Below are 18,276 nucleotides of genomic sequence, written 5' to 3'. Positions count from 1 at the left end.
GATTGCATTAAATTGACAGCATGTAGCCTTTACCGCGTACCGTAACGATGCGTTTTTGGTCTTTTTCATCGCTCAGTTTTTTACGTAAGCGGCCAATTAAAACATCAACAGTTCTGTCATTTGGACTCCAATCTGGCTGGCCAATTTCTTCTGATATTTTTTCACGAGACGTGGCTTTTCCTGCGTTTGAGATCAAACAAATTAACACTTTATGTTCCGCTTCAGTGAGCCTAGATTCAATGCCATTAGCAGTGATTAAAGTGCGGTTGTCTGGATGCAGTTTGAAGTCAGCATATTCAATAAATTCTTCGCTTTCATCGCTACTGTTATTATTACTTTTTAAGCGCTTATAAAGTGCTCTTATACGTAGTTCAAGCTCTAATAAATCAACTGGTTTACAAATATAGTCATCAGCGCCTTGGGCAAGTCCGGCAATACGATCGGCTTGAGAATCTCTGCTTGAAAGCATGATCACACCAATGTCTGTGAGGGTGTTGAGTTCTTTTGCTAAATGTAAGCCATCACGTTTAGGTAATACTATGTCAATAATTGCTAATGATATGGCATCATGATTATTAGCGCGAGATTGCACTATTGCTAAGGCATCAGCGCCAGTCGCATCATTTTCAATGCAAAATTCAGTCTCTGCAAAATGATTGAATATACGTTTTACTAATAGTTCGTCATCTTCAACCAATAAAACATGAATAGTCATAGTATCTTAATTACCTTTAATGATGCCTCTATGTTATCACTCATTCGTAAAAGGTGAGAAGGGCGATTTTTAGTATTTATGCACTATTTAGGTGATTATTTAATTATTATCAACAGGTAAACATACTAGGTTTACCTGTTGAACAGAATAAAAGCTACTTTTCAGGGTATAAGTACTGCCACCACTGTGGTTGCTCTTTTAAATGCTTATCGAAGTAGGCAAGCATAGTATCCCACCAATCAAAGCGTTGATCGCGAGCAAAAATTTGATGGTCCGCCCCTTTATATTCAATAAGGTCAACATCTTTGCCTAGTAGTTTCAGCGCAGTATACATAGTGTGACTTTCGCCTACAGGTACATTGGTATCAGCATCACCATGTAATAGCAGTAGCGGTGTGGTTACTTTGTCTGCATGGAAAACCGGACTATGTTGGCTGTATAGTTCACTATTATTCCAAGGATAGCTGTTTTTAGAGGCTTCGCCAGAATATAAATAGCCCCACCAACCGTGACCCCAATACGAGGTAATATTAGAAATCCCCGCGTGTGCGATTGAGGCACTAAACATGTCTGTTTTAGTGGTCAGTAACATAGTCATAAAGCCACCGTATGATGCGCCTAAATTACCTAAACGATTTTTATCAATAAATGGATACTGTTTTAATAGTGCTTGGGTACCTTGCATAATATCGTCAGCAGTATATTGACCCCACGCATTCACATGCTTAGCAGAGAACTGTTGGCCAAATCCAGTTGCACCGGTCGGTTGCACTACATAAACCACATAGCCATGCTCTGCCCATAAATTGAAAGGATAACGCCCAGTAAAACCACGAGTAACCGGTGATGTACCGCCATAGTAATATACTAATGCTGGGTAGTGTTTGTTCTTATCAAGATTGCTTGGAAAGTAAACACGACCTTTAATTTCAACACCTGCGGTATTGATGAAGTTAAATTCATCTAAGCTGGCTATATCGGTATTTGCATACGCTTGTGGTTTAGAATCCCACAATGTGGTTGCGGTGTTTTTATTAATACTTAACAGTTTTAATTGCTGTGGAGATGATGCATTAGAGCCGCTAACTAAAATAGCTGGGCTGCGGTTGTTTGAAAAACTGAATTGTTCAACTACATCAAAACCTGTTTTGAGTTTGCTAAAGCGTTGTTTGCTTTTATCGTACAGGTACAAAGCAATCGTATCTTGCTCAGTGACTTTAATGAGGGCATCGCCATTAGCGAGCACTTCAAGTTGACCAATGGCAGGATCAAATTCACGACTTAATGGTGCTGCATTTTTACCATGATCAGTTAATAGGTAAAGCTGTCCATCATAGTTGTTAGCAAGCATATTCTCAGGTAGGTTTCTGCCTAAACCATCTTTAAAATCAGGACCCGCAGTGACATAAATGTCATCACCTGTGTATTTAGCTTGATTAAACGTAGCAAACTGACCAATAACTGTGTTGCTCGCATTGGCAATATTCAATTCCACTAACTCAGTGGTGGGGTGAGTCGACGCTTGCATTACTTGCACACCACGACTCAGTAATACCGTACCACGTTTGCTATTAAAATCTTCAATACTGTGACTAAGTGGTCCTTGGCTTATTGTTTTACTCAGGCCTGTACTTATATCTAATAAGTAAGCTTGTGAGGTTGTGCGGGCATATGACCAACGATCTTGTAAACCTTGGTAGTGTTTAGTTAGGCTGTTATCAGCTGCTGGTGATTTGGACCAGCTGAAGATTAAGCTGTTGTTATCGTAATATGCAAAGTCACCCGCGCCCTCTAGGTTGCTGGCAATCACTTTAAGATTAAGGGTTTTTCGATTTAATTGCTTTAACTTTCCATCTAATAGATAGACTAAATAATTATTATCGGGGCTCCAAATAATGTTACTCGGTTGACCCGACTCAAAACGGTAAACTGTTTGATTATCATCATTTTTTAGCTCTGTGATCACATTTGCTTGATTGCCAGTGCTATCCTGATAATGACGTTTTGCCACTAAATAGTGTTTGGCATCAGGTGCTAAAGATAGTGAACTAACCGTTGTGGCATCAAACAGTTGTTTAGCAGATAAACCGTGTTGCTCTTTATTGCTAAAAGTTAATCTATCAATTGCTGCTTTAGGGTTGAAATCAACGTCAACATCGTGCCAATTAGCAACTTGTTCAGCAATAATCACTATTTGGTGATCGCCTTGCGGTAATGCCAGTTCATAGCTTTCTTTTGTGACTGATTGTTTTTCACCATCGATAAACAACTGCGCTTTTTCGATACCTTTAAGTGTCAATGTGCCTTGGCTAAAGCGCTCTGCATGAGCGGTAAACTTTAATGCTTGTAGACCACCAAGAGTTAACGCATTTACTTTGTCTAAGGTTTGCCACTTTAATTTTTCGCCAAATACCGTAATACTTGTTGTTGGTTGTTGAATGCTAGGTAATAGTGCGTTAATAATCGCATCTTGATGCTCAGTTTGATATGGCTTTAGCTGCATGTCGGCTGCAATTGGGCCAATAAACTTAATATCTGCTTTATCTAATGGTGCAGCGACTAAAGCGCTACTTAATGTGCTTAAAGTTAACACCGCGAGTGTGGTTGTTAGGCGAGGTGCTTTACCGCGCCATAGTGAACTAAAATTCATTATTGAGCCTGATGTAGGGAATTTAATTTAATATAGCATGTGGTTGTGGTGCCAAAAAGTGCTCTGCGATGGATTTCATTGCTCAGCAGCGTAAGGTTTGAGGTTAGGGGCTACACTTGGTAAGGTGTATACCTAAGGGGGTATAATTGACTGACTGGCTAAGGGGTAACAGTGACATTATTAATCGTTTACATGGTTGCGGCGATTACGATTTCTTTTTTATGTTCGATTATGGAAGCCGTACTATTGAGTATTACGCCAAGCTATGTCGCAGTATTGCGTAAAAAAAAGCCTAAGCTAGCCAAACGTTTTGAGCAATTAAAAACCAATGTAGATCAGCCTTTAGCTGCTATTTTAACCTTAAATACGGTTGCCCATACTGCAGGTGCTGCCGGTGTAGGGGCACAAGCCGCGGTGGTTTTTTCTGATGCGGCGGTGGGAATTGCTTCGGCGATAATGACATTGTTAGTATTGGTGCTGTCAGAAATTATTCCAAAAACTCTGGGCGCAAAGCATTGGCGAACGCTTGCACCTATGGTGACCCAAGCATTACAGTATTTAGTCATCGCACTAAAGCCTTTTGTGTGGCTTGCTGAAAAACTCACCGGTATATTGGGCCGTAATTACAACGAAGAGTATTATATTCGTCAAGAAATTGAAGCTATGGCTGATATGGGGTCGCAATCAGGTGCTTTGCATCAGGAAGAGTCTGAAATCATCCGTAGTTTATTGCATTTTCGCCACGCTAAATTAGATTCATTACTTACCCCGCGTACCGTCTTGTTTAAAGTGCATAAAGATTTAACTGTAAATCAGTATTTAGCTGAGCATGGTTCAGCGTCGTTTTCTCGAGTGTTGGTATATGATAAAAATGGTGATGATATTATCGGTTTTGTACATAAAAACGATATTATGTTGGCGTATCATCGATTGGGCGAGAACTATAAAATCAGCAAGTTGATAAAACCTATTTATACTGTGCCAGAGACCTTATATGTACCTACTTTATTACATACTTTGTTAGCTGAGCGCACTCATATTTGCTTAGTGGTAGATGAATATGGTGATGTGCAGGGGATTGTGACGCTCGAAGATATGATTGAAGCGTTAATGGGCTTTGAAATTGTAGACGAGCATGATCAATCAGCTAATATGCAAGCAGTTGCTAAGCAAATGTGGCGTCAGCGCTTGGAAAGTAGCAATAAATTGTTAAGCGCTGAGAATACCATGGCGAAACGAAAAAATTAACGTCGGCTATGACTATTTAATGAAACCATATGTAGCCATGATTGCGCCCAACGAATAAATTCAGTTTTGCCTTTTGGGCGACTGATCAAAAAGCCCTGCATTAAAATGTGCTCTTTAAAACGCTCCAAGTATTCAAGCTCCTCAACGCGCTCAATGCCTTCAGCGACAATTGTTAAGTCATCTTGAATAGCTATATTCACTAAGCTACTAACAATGACCTGAGAAAATAAATCACTTTCAATATTACTGATCAAGGTACGATCTATTTTCACCTCAGTAAAAGGCAGTGTTTTTAATTGTTGTACATTGGTAAACCCAGTGCCAAAATCATCAAGAGAAATACCAAAACCACGCATTCGCAAACGGTTTAGAGTTTCTAGCTGTGCTGAACTGGATAAAGCATGCTGTTCTGTGATCTCTAAAATAATTTCACTTGGGGTCAATTGATTAAGATGTAAAATTAAAGCCAGCTTATCTGGGCAGCTTAAATCTTCTAGCTGGCAGGGAGACAAATTAAAGGCCAGTTTAAGTTTGTAGCCTAAACGAGTTTTTATTTCTGAGAAATCGCCTGTTGCCTTTTCAAACAACTGAAATGTGATTAGGTTAATTAAATCTAGATCTTCAGCGACACAAATAAATCGCTCCGGTAAAAGTACTGCGCCTTGTTCCGCGGTCACTATTCTGGCTAATACTTCTATGCTTTCAACTTTATTACTATTACGGTTTACTTTTGGTTGATAAAACGGCGTTATCTCATTATGACTTATTGCATGCAGCAATTGCGTTTCAGAAATTGGTTCTGTGGGTTTTTCAGTATGACAAGCTAAATACTCTAGTTTTTGTAGCAGTGTATAAACTTGGTTGAGTTGCACTGGTTTGGCGATGTTACCAATTAAATGTACATTATTTTTTCGGGCTAAATCAGCCGCCAAATCAATGATTTTTGAATTCATTTCCGAAATAATGACAATTGCGCCTGGATATTGGATATCGCCAAGGTGGCGAATAAGCTCCATGCCATCCATGTCTGGCATATTCAGGTCAGTAAACACGGCGTCAAAAGTATATAGATTCGTTTTTACTTTATTAAGAGCGTCTTGAGCATTCAAGCACGTAGTTACATTGGGCACATTAAGCTCATTTAAGATAGCCTGCATCACTACTAAAATAGCTTTTGAATCATCAACGACCAGAATGCTGCGTGCTAATTTTGTCATTTTCTTCCCTGAAATAAAATTTACTTGTTAACTAAAAGTAGTCGAGAATAGCGAAGGTGTCAGCTTTATAGTTGCAAATATATTCCATAATCTCGTTAAAAAAATGGGTATACTAACGATATAATTTTTAAGGTTTAAAGTGACATCATGCAAATACAGCTGACCCTCGCTGATCAACAATTTAGTTTAGTGCTCGCAGGGCAACAAATTGTAAAAATTTTTCAGCAACAACAAGCGATTGGGTTTGATAATCCGCGCGAAAATTATTTTGAATTTAAACTTGACGATCAAGTAATTGGCTTAGACACCAGTGCTGTAGTTGAACAAAGTTTATCACTTCATATTAATAATCAATTTGTACAACAGCTCACCTTGCCACCAATTGAAAAAACCAAACCTAAGCAGGGGCTGCTTGGATTATTTGCGCTTGGTTTTAAGATCTTTAAAAGTGCCAAAGTTGTTAAAGTGGCGTTAGCTGGCGCCTCAGTGGCTGGTTATGCGTGGCTGTTCACCTTTGAATTTGCCTTGATGCTGATTGCCTGTTTAGTGATCCACGAATACGGCCATGTTAGAGCAATGCAATATTTTGGGATTAAAACCAAAGGCATTTACTTGATCCCGTTCGTCGGTGGTCTTGCGGTGAGCGACGATAAAATTACCACCCGCTGGCAAGATGTGGTGATTTCTTTAATGGGGCCCGCATTTGGTTTGATCACCTCCGTAATGGGGGTGGTGCTTTATTACGCCACTGAGATGGAAATATTCGCCGGGGTCGCAGTACTCAGCGCATTATTGAATTTATTTAACTTGTTACCTATCTTGCCGCTTGATGGCGGGCATGTATTAAAAAGTATTAGCTTCTCAATGCGTTCATGGGTTGGATCGAGTATTTGTATTTTAGGCGTGTTATTTGGCTTATGGCTAAGCTACACCTTTGGCTTAATGCTATTAGTGTTTTTCTTATTTATCGGTGCACTGGAAATAGCCTTTGAATGGCGCGGCCGCCACTATTCACATTTACTGCCACTAGATAAATATGGGCAAGGTTTTTCGGCCGTGATGTACGCTTTAGTAGTTGCAGGCCATGTGGCTGTGATGATGCATTTTGCTGACTCTGAAAATGCAATTTTAAGCCTGCCGATGAAGATATTGTCGAGTTAACAAATTTAAATAGCGTGAGGTGTTACTCACGCTATATTTTTGCAGCAAGCGTTACGGATAAAAACTCAACACCAAGGATATAAACACGCCGGTTATAATTAGCTGCACTAAACAAAAGCCCATAATGTCTTTGGCTTTTAGGCCGGCAATTGCTAGCACTGGCAAGGCCCAAAATGGTTGAATCAGGTTAGTCCACGCATCACCCCACGCTACCGCCATAGCCACGCGTGGCATATCTGCACCCAGAGCTTGTGCTGCTGGTATCACTATCGGTGCTTGTACCGCCCATTGTCCACCGCCAGATGGCACAAATATATTGACTAATCCCGCGCTTAAAAAGCTCCAAAACGGCAGTGATTGTGCACTGGCGATGGCGATAAATCCTTGTGATATTTGCTGCGCCAAACCTGTTTGTACCATGATTGCCATGATCCCAGCATAAAATGGAAACTGGATAATAATCCCTGCGCCGCTGGGGACTGCTTGCTGCAGGCTATTAAGTAAATTATACGGCGTTTGATGCAGTAAAATCGCAGAAAATAAAAACAGTGCAATCACACTGTTTAAATTAAGTGAGCCGCCACTAAACACAAAATAATTAGCTAAATAAACTAGCCCAAGCACTCCAATGCCTAGTCCTAATAACTTACTGTGTTCAATTTTATCGGCAGGGCGAGTAACATTGTTGGGTTTAGGTATCGGTTCTGCTAATAGCGTTTTATCAACATAAATGCTGTCTTTGGCGCTGGGTAACATATAACGATTAACCAGTGGCATAATGATAAATAAGCCAATAACTATGGCTATATTAAATCCTGAAAAAAGTGTTTCGCTGGTGTTTATCACACCAATGCTTTGCTGTGAAAAATGCCCTGACGTTGCGATAGTTAAAGGAATTGAGCCTGCCAAGCCACCATGCCAAACAATAAAGCCAGAATACGCACTGGCAACCAGTAAGCGATAATCAACTAGTATGTGGCGGGCAATGGCTTTGGCAAATAAAGCGCCAATAACTAAGCCAAATCCCCAGTTAATCCAACTGGCGAGTAATGATACAAAAGTCACTAATAAAATAGCTTTTGGCGCAGTATTGGCAAGTTTTGCTAATTGCGTGAGCAGTCGGCTCATCATCGGTGTACTTGCCAGCATATATCCGGTGAGTAATACCAACAGCATCTGCATGGCAAAACTCAGTAAGTTCCAAAAACCACTGCCCCACGCGCTCAGCACTTGTTGTGGGTTTGAAGGTGTCACTACACACGCAATTATAAAGGTAAGTAGTGTGAGTAAAATAACAAAAATAAATGGATCGGGTAGGTAACGTTCCACTAATTTAGTGAACGGTTTGGCAACATGATTTAGCATAATGATTGTGTGTTTTGATTATTGCTACATATTGCCAATTAATCACGAAAGTGTTTAATTGGCAAATAGAGTTGTAGTCGTGGTGTTAAATCGCGTATTTCTTCGTCATTATAACAAACGTTAATTCAAGCACGAGCGTGGCATAAGCCACGCTTAGATACAGTGCTATTTCTGTGGTGCGAGGACCGCTTTTAAACGTGTTTGTACTTCTTCTACGAGTAAGTCTGGTTGAAATTTAGATAAAAACGCATTGCAACCCACTTTCTCGACCATGGCTTGGTTAAAGCTGCCACTGAGGGATGTGTTAAGTACCACATGCAGATTTTTTAAGCGGTTATCGTTACGGATCTCGTGCGTTAAGCGATAACCATCCATTGCTGGCATTTCTGCATCGGTGATCACCATCAGTAACTCTTTTTCTACGTCCATGCCTTTATCAGCCCAGGCTTTAAGCATATTGAGTGCTTCAAGACCATTACTGGCTGGGATAATCTCAATACCCAACTGCGTTAATGTATCGCTCACTTGTTTTCGTGCTGTAGGTGAGTCGTCAGCATGGAGTATTTTTCGGCCAACAAATTCGTTTACGATACTTTGATCAAGCACCTCATCAGAAATTTGTACTTCGTACTCAACAATTTCTGCTAGTACTTTTTCTACATCAATGATCTCTACTAACTGCTCTTGGCCATCACGTTGAATTTTAGTGAGCGCAGTTAGATAATGATTTTTACCGATAGAGGAAGGCGGTGGCATTATATCTGACCATGTCATATTAACGATTTGATCAACCTTACCAATTAGAAACCCTTGTACTGTGCGATTGTATTCAGTGATCACTAAGTTACTATCTTCAGTGTTCTTAGCCGCAGACATGCAAATCGCTTGGCGTAAATCAATAACAGGGATTGATTCACCACGAATATTGGCCACGCCTGATATTTTAGGATGGGCATGTGGAATGATACTAAGATGCGGCAGTTTCACTACTTCTTTAACTTTAAAGACATTAAGAGCAAACAAGTGGCGACTGTGCAAATAAAACAATAATAACTCTAAGCGATTTTCACCAACGAGTTGAGTTCGTTGATCAACAGAAGCTAATACACCTGACATAACACGCTCGACTTTATAATTAATAATTCAAGTATAGCTTACACTGTTCTACTTTAAAAAAGCAGTCTAGATAATAATCTTGATCCTCAAAAGTATTTCAACCATTGCCTTCATTTAAGCATTACAGTAACTTATCGATAATTGATAGCTGAATAACCAAGTGTGGGCATGCCTTTTATATTTAAACGATTATTTTTACTAGTCAGAAACCATATTGATCAGGTTAGTTGGCAAGCTGTCGCTATTGCGACATTATTACATATGGTCTTGATCTGGTTGTTGTTAATCTTCGCTGAAGAAGCCGCACTGAGGCCAATTAGCACTTTTGTTTATTACTATATCGTTACTACCTCAACGGTAGGATATGGTGATTTTAGTGCAACTACAGATCTGGGTAGATGGATTGTGGCGATACTGCAAATTCCATTTGGTTTAGCTTTATTTGGTGTCCTGTTAGGTAAAACAGGGCAAACAGTTACTTATTTAATTAGGCGCGCTATGACGGGTGATAAAAGTTTTGCACATTTTCACAATCACATTATTATTTTTGGCTGGCATCAAATTCGTACTAAAAAAATGATTGATTATATTCTCGCTGACCAAAAGCGTTTGGATCGACGAATTTTGCTTGCGGTCACAGAGTCAATGGAGCATCCGTTTTTAGCTAATGCCCATGTTGATTTTGTGCGCTTAACTAGTTTTACAGATTTAAGCGAGCTGGAAAGGGTCGCAATTAAACTGGCAGATAAAATTATTATTGACGGGCAAGACGACGACGAAACTTTTACGACCGCCCTGCGCATTAGTAAATTAGTGAAAGATGACTGCCATATTAGTGCGCACTTTAACGATGAGAGTAAAGTCGAAATGCTACTAGAACATTGTTACAACGTGGAATGTTCAACGGCTAAGTCAGCCGAAATTCTAGTACGTTCAATGCAAGACCCCGGCTCAAGTCGTGTACAAGAGGAATTATTATCTACTTTGCATGGTGATACCCAGTTTAGTTTAGCTATTCCTGCTGATTTAGCGGTAATGGAATTTGGTAAATTATTTCATCATTTTAAACACGACCATGATGCTATTTTACTTGGTGTTGCTCACAACCTGAGTGCGCAAAATATGGATTTAAATCCACCACTGGATTATCCGGTTAACAGTGGTGATATTTTACATTACATTGCGGTTGATCGTGTTTTAAGCAGCGAAGTTGATTGGCAGGGGCTTGCTAAGTAATGAATGAAGTGGCGTTTTTAATTCTACTTTTGAGCGCATATATACTCCCAGTAGTGATTGTGCTCAATAGTAAACGTACGCAAGGCCACGAAAAAAATGGCTGGTTAATCGGCATCATTTTCTTTTCATGGCTCGCACTGATAATGTACTTTGCGATAGTGCCCAAGCACGGGCACAAAAAGAAAACTACCAAGAAAAAGAAAGGTTAAAATTGAGTTGTCAGTTTACATATAAATTTGCCAACCGTGCTTGATTAAACAAGCACGGCTTTTTATTTTAACTGTTTTAGTTTGTGCTCCACTAAAGGATCATCAGGGGCAAGTTGCTGAGCAACTTCCAGCAGCTGAATGGCATCCTTAGGGTGTTCATCTTGGTGCTTTAGCGCGACATCAATCAATGGTTGAATATCAATTTTGGCTTGATGCTCTTGCACATGCGCTGCTTTTTCATCAATTAGTATGTTGTGTGCTTTGCTTAATAATACTTGGCGGTGTGCCGATTTAGCATTCGCCTTGTTGAGCCTTCTATAATAGTCTTCTTTAAAGCGCAGGGTTTTGGTTTGTAGGCGAAATTGCGCAATATCGACTTGTTGATGGCTAATAAAGTCGACGGCCACTTGTTTATAAAAGCCAAATTTATTTAGGTAGGTGGCATGGGTACTGTGACCCATACCAAACACGCGTAAGTGGGTTAGTTGCGAATAGCGCTTAGCATGGCCACGGTCAATACGATTGGTCGGGTCGTAAATTATATAGCCTTTAGCATTGCCTAAATCGAGATCGTGGTAATCTTGCTCCCAATCGAATTGTTGTGCTATATCCGTACTTGAGCGGTCATCCCAAGGAGCAAGTGCTTTATTTTTGGTGCTAACAGGGTGAAATAACAGTACCTTATCTAGCTTTAGTAAATTAGCAAATGCACCCACAGCAAAGCCACCTCGGCTTAAGCCGTAGCCTAATCGCTGGGTAAAGGGTGTTAGCAAGGGAGCGAGTTGCTCGAGGAAAAACAGTAAATTACGGTGTCTAAACCAATTACTTATTCCTAAGTGCTGAAAAGAAATAACATTCACATGTTGTTTTTGCGCTAGTTGAAATCCCCAAGGGCTAAAATCATCATTGAGATCATGCTCTTGGTAATTAGTACCTGCAGGAGAAAAGGTGAACAATAAAGGCTTATTTATATCAATAAAGTGATACTTAACAAAAACATCGCCAAGTAAATCGCCTCCAGAGATAGGTAATCTGGTTTGCTGTTCATCTTGAGGTAGAGTTAACCACTCATCTAACCAATACAGTAATTTCATCTAACCCCCTAACTAAAACAAGCCACCTATTTTAGCAAATTTGGAAAAAGAAGGAAAACGTGATGTATTAGCAGCAAATTATTGTTGTTACTCTGCCATTTTTATAATTGCTTGCCAATCCGCTTTAGTTACTGGCATTACCGATAATCGACCACCTTTTTTTAGAGCTATTTCGGTGATGGCGTCGTTTTCTTTAATCGCTTTTAAGCTGACTAATTTATTTAAATGCTGCTGATAGGTCACATCAACCACAACCCATCTCGGTTTATCACTGGTTGATTTAGGATCGTAATAATCACTGCTTAAATCAAACTGGCAAGGATCTGGGTAGGCTTCAGTAGTCACTATTGCGATACCTGCAACGCCGACGTGTTTACAGCTAGAATGGTAAATCATCACTAAATCGCCGAGCTTTACGCCATCGCGCATAAAATTACGGGCTTGGTAGTTGCGCACACCTTCCCATGCAGTGGTTTGTGCAGAGGCGCTTTTTAAATCGTCGATTGAAAATGCATCGGGTTCAGTTTTAAATAACCAATACGCCATAACTAGGATCCTTGAAATATTTACATCATACTTGTCTATAGTATCATTAAAATCTAAATGGGATTGAGGAGCAACTATGAGCCAAGTTTTAGATGATTTATTGTCGTTATTAACGTTAGAAGAAATAGAGCAGGGCTTGTATCGAGGGCAAAGCCAAGATTTGGGTTTTCGTGCGGTATTTGGTGGTCAAGTCATGGGCCAAGCACTGTCTGCAGCTAAAGAAACCTTACCGGAAGGCCGTATTGTTCATTCACTGCATTCTTATTTTTTACGCCCTGGTGATGCTGCAAAGCCAATTGTGTACGATGTTGAAACGATCCGTGATGGTAAAAGCTTTAGTACTCGCCGAGTTAGTGCTATTCAATATGGAAAACCTATTTTTTATATGACGGCATCATTTCAAGGTGCTGAAGATGGCTTGTCGCATCAAGCTACTATGCCGGATGTACCTGCTCCTGAGGAGCTGCGCTCATCACTGGAGTTTTATCAAGAGCACGCATCTCATATACCTGAGGTGATCCGCAATAAGTTTATTCGCGAAATGCCGATTGAAATGCGTCCGGTCACCTTTCATAACCCATTTAAGCCAGAGGTAATGGAGCCGGTTAAACATATTTGGTTCAAAGCCAATGGCGAGATGCCAGATGATCAACGTATTCATAACTATTTATTGGCATATGCGTCTGACTTTGAGTTTTTACCAACGGCTCTACAGCCCCATGGTGTCTCGTTTATGCAGCCAAACATGCAAGTAGCAACAATTGACCATGCGATGTGGTTTCATCGTCCGTTTCGAATGGATGATTGGATTTTATATACCATTGACAGCCCAAGTGCGAGCTCAGGGCGGGGGTTGGTGCGTGGTCAGTTCTTTGACCGTCAAGGCAATTTAGTTGCCTCAACGATCCAAGAAGGTGTAATGCGTCAGCGTTAATATGCCGCTTGCAGTTATTTTTGCTTACATTGTCCTTGCACAATATCACTAATTGACTGCCAGACTCGCGCTGGCAGCAAGGCTTTAAGGTGAATATACACTTCACAAAGTTCAGTACTGCCCTGTAAGCCATTCTCGGTTTCGCTAATTAAACTTTGTTCGCGCAAGTTGCTAATAAAGCCTACCAATACTTTTTTGTCAAAAAACTCAGGGGTCTTAATACCATGCAAGGTACCTAAGCGCTGCGCTAATACTTGGCTTTCGCGTTCAAGCTCTTCGCGTTCAATTTCTTTACTGGTTTGAATAAAGCCAATCACAATGGCGTAGCGTTGCAGGGTTAAGCTAAGCGCACGACCTAGAATTTCCAGCTTGGCTAAGCAATCATTACTGTTGGTGATTTTTATGTTATCACCATCTATTTCTATTAAATCTTGATCTACAAAGCTGGCCAGTATGCGGGTGATATAATTTTCATCAAGTTCGTGTAAAAACCATTCTTTAGCAAACATCGGGTAAAAACAGTTAACCAATTTTTGGCACTGCGATACTGTCGTTTTATGGCTTTTAAATATATGCAGTGCCAGTAAGCTTGGTACGGCAAACACATGGAGAATATTATTACGGTAGTAGTTAAAGAGGATTTTCTCTTTATCGTTAATCGCGATAATCTCGCCAAACTCATCGCTTATAACGTCAAATTTATTCAGCTTTAAAGCATGTTCGAGTAACTGTGATGAAGTTTCATCTGGGGTGGTGATTTTTTCACTGTAACTAGCGCTACGTTGTAAATGTAAGTAAAAGTCTAGTTGTGCTAACAATTTAGGCTTGCTCAATGCTTGCTTATCATTTACCAGTAAGATCATTGCCAGTAAATTAACTGCGTTAAGCGCGGCGGCACTATTAATATTAACCATCACTTTATCCGCTAAAGTCGCCACTTGCGGACCAAGCCATTGTGGTTTTTGAACATCAGTTGGGTGAATAGATTCACGCCAATCAGGTTGATGCTCATTTAAATATTGATTAACCGAAATCGGATCGCCAAAATTCAAATAGCCGCGGCCATAGTTTTTGAGATTTTTAATGGCTTTGAAAATACCGAAAATCGACTCGCCTTTTTTATCATCACCTGCGAGTTCTTTCAGATAAGTATTTATTTCCATGACGTGTTCATAACCAATGTACACCGGCACAATCGAAATAGGGCGATCAATACCACGTAACATAGCTTGTAGTGTCATCGCCAACATACCTGTTTTTGGTGGTAGTAAACGCCCGGTACGGCTACGTCCGCCCTCAGTATAAAACTTAACTGAGTAACCTTTGATAAACAACTGACTTAAATACTCTTTAAATACAGCAGAGTAAAGCTTGTTGCCAGCAAATGAGCGGCGAATAAAAAATGCGCCACTGCGGCGGAATATGCCGCCTGCTGGGAAGAAGTTTAAGTTAATACCAGCAGCAATATGTGGTGGTACTAAACCAAGATGATAAATCGAGTAGGTAAGTAATAAGTAATCCATGTGGCTGCGATGACACGGCATATAAATAATTTCATGACCTTTATTGGTTAGATCATGGATTTGTTCGGTGTATTTTATATCAATGCCGTTATAGAGCTTGTTCCATAGCCAGGTTAATACACGATCTGCAACACGTATGGTGGCATCACTGTAGTTAGCAGCAATCTCATCTAATAGCTTTAACGCATTTTGCCGTGCTTGCTCATGGCTGATTTTTTTGCTTTTTGCTTCATCGTTAATTGCTTTTTTTATAGTCGGTGATGCTAACAATGAATTAAATAGTTGCTCGCGTGAGGGCATTTTAGGGCCCGTTGCCGCCAATTTTTGACGCCGAAAATGCACCCTAGCGACGCGAAGTAATTTATGAGGTAACTCATCAACATCGGCTTTTTCATTTACTAATAACGATAAATCCAACGGTTGACTAAAACGTATAAAGTTATCACGCCCTGAAAACAGTAATACAAAAAACTTACGAAACCAGCTAGGTGTAAGTGAGTGCGAAACCAGCGTACCTAAACCTGGTTTTTCTTTACCTGGATTACGACCCCATAAAATAGTGACCGGAATGACTTGCACGTTTTTTTCGCCACTGGTAAATAGTTGAGCAATTATTTGTTTACCCTGGTTTAGCGCGTCAGTTGGCTTCGCTTGGCTGCCAAACAGTGGTGGTGGATTTTGTAGGCCAATAAAGCGGTCTAACTCTGCATTACCCAACAGCTGTTGTTCAGTTGGTCTGGGCAGGTTGTACTTTTTACAAACTCGGTCAAGAGCCGCTAAATCTGAGCGAGCATTAAGTTTAACTATATAAAAAGTAGGGTAGGCGGGATTAAGACCGTATTGTTCAATTGGGTTCTCGGGCAGTACTTTGCTTTTCACAAATAGGCGATTCATCACCATAGACACAAAATTCAAGCAATAATTAAAAATACGCATCAACTCACCAAGGTTAAGGATTAAGAGATAAAAGCAAAATAAGGATGAATAATAACAATTAAAAACTGGACTGACCATTATCATTAGTGCCAAGTACGATTGCATGGCTTCCTAACTATAGTAAATTCCCAGTAATGACGACATAGTGACAACCCTTTTTTACAGTATAAATAATCCTCATTCTGGTAGTTTGAAATAGTTGTTGCATTTATCACCAATATCACTATAATACGCAGGCTTTCAAAATTCCCCCGGGAACTTGGAAGGAACATTAAGCTTGGATTTCAAGCTAATAAAACAGGAGTTCCGATTTGGAACTCAACGTAGATATAAATCAACAACCGGCATCTTATGTTTTTAAGATTGTTTCGGTCGTTTTTTTATGCTCTTTTAAATGCTCTTTATATTGAGGTTTAAGAATGTCAAATCAACGCATTCGTATTCGCCTAAAAGCTTTTGACCACCGTTTGATTGACCAATCAACGGCGGAAATCGTGGAAACTGCGAAACGCACTGGCGCACAAGTACGTGGTCCAATTCCACTACCTACACGCTTTGAACGTTTTACTGTACTTACATCACCGCACGTTAATAAAGATGCGCGTGATCAGTACGAGATCCGCACCCATAAACGTCTGATCGACATCGTAGAACCAACTGACAAGACTGTTGACGCACTTATGCGTTTAGATCTTGCTGCTGGTGTTGATGTTCAAATCAGCCTGGGTTAATCGAAAGATTAGAGAGGTTTTAGGAAAATGGCATTAGGTCTAGTCGGTCGTAAAGTGGGTATGACACGTATCTTCACTGAAGATGGTGTATCTATCCCTGTGACAGTTATTGAAGCGACACCTAACCGCATTGCTCAGATCAAATCTGACGCAACAGACGGTTATAACGCGCTTCAAGTAACCGCAGGCACTAAAAAAGCAAGCCGTGTAAACAAAGCAACAGCGGGTCACTTCGCTAAAGCTGGTGTTGAAGCGGGTCGCGGTCTGTGGGAATTCCGCCTAAATGGTGGTGAAGGCGATTTTGAAGTAGGCGCTGAGCTTACTGTTGAATTATTCAACGAAATCAACAAAGTTGACGTAACCGGTACTTCTAAAGGTAAAGGTTTCCAAGGTGGTGTTAAGCGCTGGAATTTCAGCATGCAAGACGCTACACATGGTAACTCTCTATCTCACCGTGCTCCTGGTTCAATCGGTCAAAACCAATCACCTGGTAAGGTGTTTAAAGGTAAGAAAATGGCCGGTCATATGGGTGCTGAGCGTGTAACGACTCAAAACTTAGAACTAGTACGCGTTGACGCTGAGCGTAACTTGCTTTTAGTTAAAGGTGCAGTACCTGGCGCTATCGGCGGTGACGTTATCGTTAAACCTGCTGTTAAAGCATAAGTCCTGGAGATTTAGTGATGGAATTAGCAATTAAAGACGCTTCTGGCGGTCTTGAAGTTTCTGAAGCTACTTTTGGACGTGAGTTTAACGAAGCATTAGTACATCAAGTAGTTGTTGCATACGCAGCAGGTGCTCGTCAAGGTACTCGTGCTCAGAAGACACGTTCTGAAGTAAGCGGTGGTGGTAAAAAACCATGGGCTCAAAAAGGTACTGGCCGTGCACGTGCTGGTACAATCCGTAGTCCAATTTGGCGTTCAGGTGGCGTTAGCTTCGCAGCTAAACCACAAGACCACAGCCAAAAAGTAAACCGTAAAATGTACCGCGGTGCGATCAAAAGCATTTTATCTGAATTAGTTCGTCAAGAGCGTTTAATCGTTGTTGAAAGTTTTGCTCTAGCAGCACCAAAAACTAAAGAACTAGTTGCTAAGCTTAAAGAACTTGAGCTTAAAGATGTTCTAATCGTAACTGAAGAAGTAGATGAGAATCTATTTTTATCGGCACGTAACCTGTACAAGGTTGACACGCGTGATGTAGCTGGTATCGACCCTGTAAGCTTAATCGCTTTCGATAAGGTACTTATTACAGCAGCTGCTGTTAAGCAACTTGAGGAGACGCTAGCATGATTCGTGAAGAACGTCTTTTAAAAGTGATCCTTGCTCCACATATCTCTGAAAAAAGCACTATTGCTGCTGAAGAAAACAACACTATCGTTTTCAAAGTAGTAAATGACGCAACTAAAGCTGAAGTTAAAGCAGCTGTAGAGAAGCTTTTTGAAGTGGAAGTAACTGGTGTTCGCACACTTAATGTTAAGGGTAAAACAAAACGTACTGGCGCACGTTTCGGTCGTCGTAGCGACTGGAAAAAAGCTTACGTTACTCTTAAAGAAGGCAGCGAACTAGACTTTGTCGGCGGCGCCGAGTAATAAGGGGAGT

17 protein-coding genes are annotated in these 18,276 nt (G+C 40.5%); 9 read left to right on the top strand and 8 right to left on the bottom strand.

Features of this window, described 5'->3' with window-relative positions; translation table 11 throughout:
• Positions 1 to 7 precede the first annotated feature (7 nt).
• Together PVK79_RS00415 and PVK79_RS00410 are read right to left on the bottom strand one after the other, a co-directional pair.
• Positions 8 to 715: a response regulator transcription factor gene (locus PVK79_RS00415; RefSeq protein WP_182731734.1), complete on the bottom strand. Its 708-nt coding sequence runs from the start codon at positions 713 to 715 to the stop codon at positions 8 to 10.
• A gap of 154 nt (positions 716 to 869) precedes the next feature.
• Entirely contained in the window at positions 870 to 3,365 is a 2,496-nt protein-coding gene (locus PVK79_RS00410) for an alpha/beta hydrolase family protein (protein ID WP_257325107.1), read from the bottom strand.
• Between the two features lie 171 nt (positions 3,366 to 3,536).
• Between PVK79_RS00410 and PVK79_RS00405 the strand changes: the two genes are divergently transcribed.
• Complete coding sequence (locus tag PVK79_RS00405; RefSeq protein WP_145237853.1) at positions 3,537 to 4,613, top strand: CNNM domain-containing protein; 1,077 nt, start codon at positions 3,537 to 3,539, stop codon at positions 4,611 to 4,613.
• On the opposite strand, the gene PVK79_RS00400 is transcribed toward PVK79_RS00405, so the two are convergent.
• Positions 4,610 to 5,830 (bottom strand): EAL domain-containing response regulator, encoded by a 1,221-nt coding sequence (locus tag PVK79_RS00400; protein WP_145237856.1) that lies wholly within the window; start codon positions 5,828 to 5,830, stop codon positions 4,610 to 4,612. The genes PVK79_RS00405 and PVK79_RS00400 overlap by 4 nt on opposite strands.
• A 144-nt stretch (positions 5,831 to 5,974) precedes the next feature.
• On the opposite strand from PVK79_RS00400, the gene PVK79_RS00395 reads away from it, so the two are divergent.
• On the top strand, positions 5,975 to 6,991 hold the full coding sequence (locus PVK79_RS00395; RefSeq protein ID WP_257326418.1) for a metalloprotease: 1,017 nt from the start codon (positions 5,975 to 5,977) through the stop codon (positions 6,989 to 6,991).
• 51 nt (positions 6,992 to 7,042) lie between these two features.
• On the opposite strand, the gene PVK79_RS00390 is transcribed toward PVK79_RS00395, so the two are convergent.
• Positions 7,043 to 8,356, bottom strand: a complete 1,314-nt coding sequence (locus tag PVK79_RS00390) for a short-chain fatty acid transporter (RefSeq protein WP_182735459.1) — start codon at positions 8,354 to 8,356, stop codon at positions 7,043 to 7,045.
• Positions 8,357 to 8,521: 165 nt separating this feature from the next.
• Complete coding sequence (locus PVK79_RS00385) at positions 8,522 to 9,472, bottom strand: chemotaxis protein CheV (RefSeq protein ID WP_145237870.1); 951 nt, start codon at positions 9,470 to 9,472, stop codon at positions 8,522 to 8,524.
• A gap of 168 nt (positions 9,473 to 9,640) precedes the next feature.
• Between PVK79_RS00385 and PVK79_RS00380 the strand changes: the two genes are divergently transcribed.
• Both PVK79_RS00380 and PVK79_RS00375 read left to right on the top strand, forming a co-directional pair.
• On the top strand, positions 9,641 to 10,708 hold the full coding sequence (locus PVK79_RS00380; RefSeq protein ID WP_145237873.1) for a potassium channel family protein: 1,068 nt from the start codon (positions 9,641 to 9,643) through the stop codon (positions 10,706 to 10,708).
• The gene (locus PVK79_RS00375; RefSeq protein WP_145237876.1) at positions 10,708 to 10,917 is read left to right on the top strand and encodes a PLDc N-terminal domain-containing protein; all 210 of its coding nucleotides are present in this window, start codon (positions 10,708 to 10,710) and stop codon (positions 10,915 to 10,917) included. Before PVK79_RS00380 ends, PVK79_RS00375 begins: the two co-directional genes overlap by 1 nt.
• 62 nt (positions 10,918 to 10,979) lie before the next feature.
• On the opposite strand, the gene PVK79_RS00370 is transcribed toward PVK79_RS00375, so the two are convergent.
• Together PVK79_RS00370 and PVK79_RS00365 are read right to left on the bottom strand one after the other, a co-directional pair.
• Positions 10,980 to 12,011: a cytosolic protein gene (locus PVK79_RS00370; RefSeq protein WP_149980444.1), complete on the bottom strand. Its 1,032-nt coding sequence runs from the start codon at positions 12,009 to 12,011 to the stop codon at positions 10,980 to 10,982.
• 87 nt (positions 12,012 to 12,098) lie between these two features.
• Positions 12,099 to 12,557: an EVE domain-containing protein gene (locus PVK79_RS00365; RefSeq protein ID WP_257325106.1), complete on the bottom strand. Its 459-nt coding sequence runs from the start codon at positions 12,555 to 12,557 to the stop codon at positions 12,099 to 12,101.
• A gap of 76 nt (positions 12,558 to 12,633) precedes the next feature.
• Here PVK79_RS00365 and tesB point away from each other — a divergent pair, with 76 nt between their 5' ends.
• Positions 12,634 to 13,491, top strand: coding sequence for an acyl-CoA thioesterase II (gene tesB / locus PVK79_RS00360; protein ID WP_145237887.1), 858 nt, complete (start codon positions 12,634 to 12,636; stop codon positions 13,489 to 13,491).
• Positions 13,492 to 13,505: 14 nt separating this feature from the next.
• On the opposite strand, the gene plsB is transcribed toward tesB, so the two are convergent.
• The gene (gene plsB, locus PVK79_RS00355; protein ID WP_182731740.1) at positions 13,506 to 15,950 is read right to left on the bottom strand and encodes a glycerol-3-phosphate 1-O-acyltransferase PlsB; all 2,445 of its coding nucleotides are present in this window, start codon (positions 15,948 to 15,950) and stop codon (positions 13,506 to 13,508) included.
• A gap of 419 nt (positions 15,951 to 16,369) precedes the next feature.
• Between plsB and rpsJ the strand changes: the two genes are divergently transcribed.
• Genes rpsJ through rplW form a run of 4 tightly spaced genes read left to right on the top strand, consistent with a single transcriptional unit; the run spans position 16,370 to position 18,266 of the window.
• Positions 16,370 to 16,681 (top strand): 30S ribosomal protein S10, encoded by a 312-nt coding sequence (rpsJ, locus tag PVK79_RS00350; protein ID WP_002957900.1) that lies wholly within the window; start codon positions 16,370 to 16,372, stop codon positions 16,679 to 16,681.
• A 27-nt stretch (positions 16,682 to 16,708) separates the two neighbouring features.
• Positions 16,709 to 17,344 (top strand): 50S ribosomal protein L3, encoded by a 636-nt coding sequence (gene rplC / locus PVK79_RS00345; RefSeq protein WP_054206125.1) that lies wholly within the window; start codon positions 16,709 to 16,711, stop codon positions 17,342 to 17,344.
• 17 nt (positions 17,345 to 17,361) lie between these two features.
• Positions 17,362 to 17,967, top strand: coding sequence for a 50S ribosomal protein L4 (gene rplD, locus PVK79_RS00340; protein WP_054206126.1), 606 nt, complete (start codon positions 17,362 to 17,364; stop codon positions 17,965 to 17,967).
• Complete coding sequence (gene rplW / locus PVK79_RS00335; RefSeq protein ID WP_054206127.1) at positions 17,964 to 18,266, top strand: 50S ribosomal protein L23; 303 nt, start codon at positions 17,964 to 17,966, stop codon at positions 18,264 to 18,266. Before rplD ends, rplW begins: the two co-directional genes overlap by 4 nt.
• The last annotated feature ends 10 nt before the right edge of the window (positions 18,267 to 18,276 follow it).

It is taken from the genome of Pseudoalteromonas rhizosphaerae, from assembly GCF_028885455.1.
GTDB lineage: Bacteria > Pseudomonadota > Gammaproteobacteria > Enterobacterales > Alteromonadaceae > Pseudoalteromonas > Pseudoalteromonas rhizosphaerae.
The sequence above is the reverse complement of the archived record's forward strand: the minus strand, read 5'-3'. Positions and strand labels throughout refer to the sequence as shown.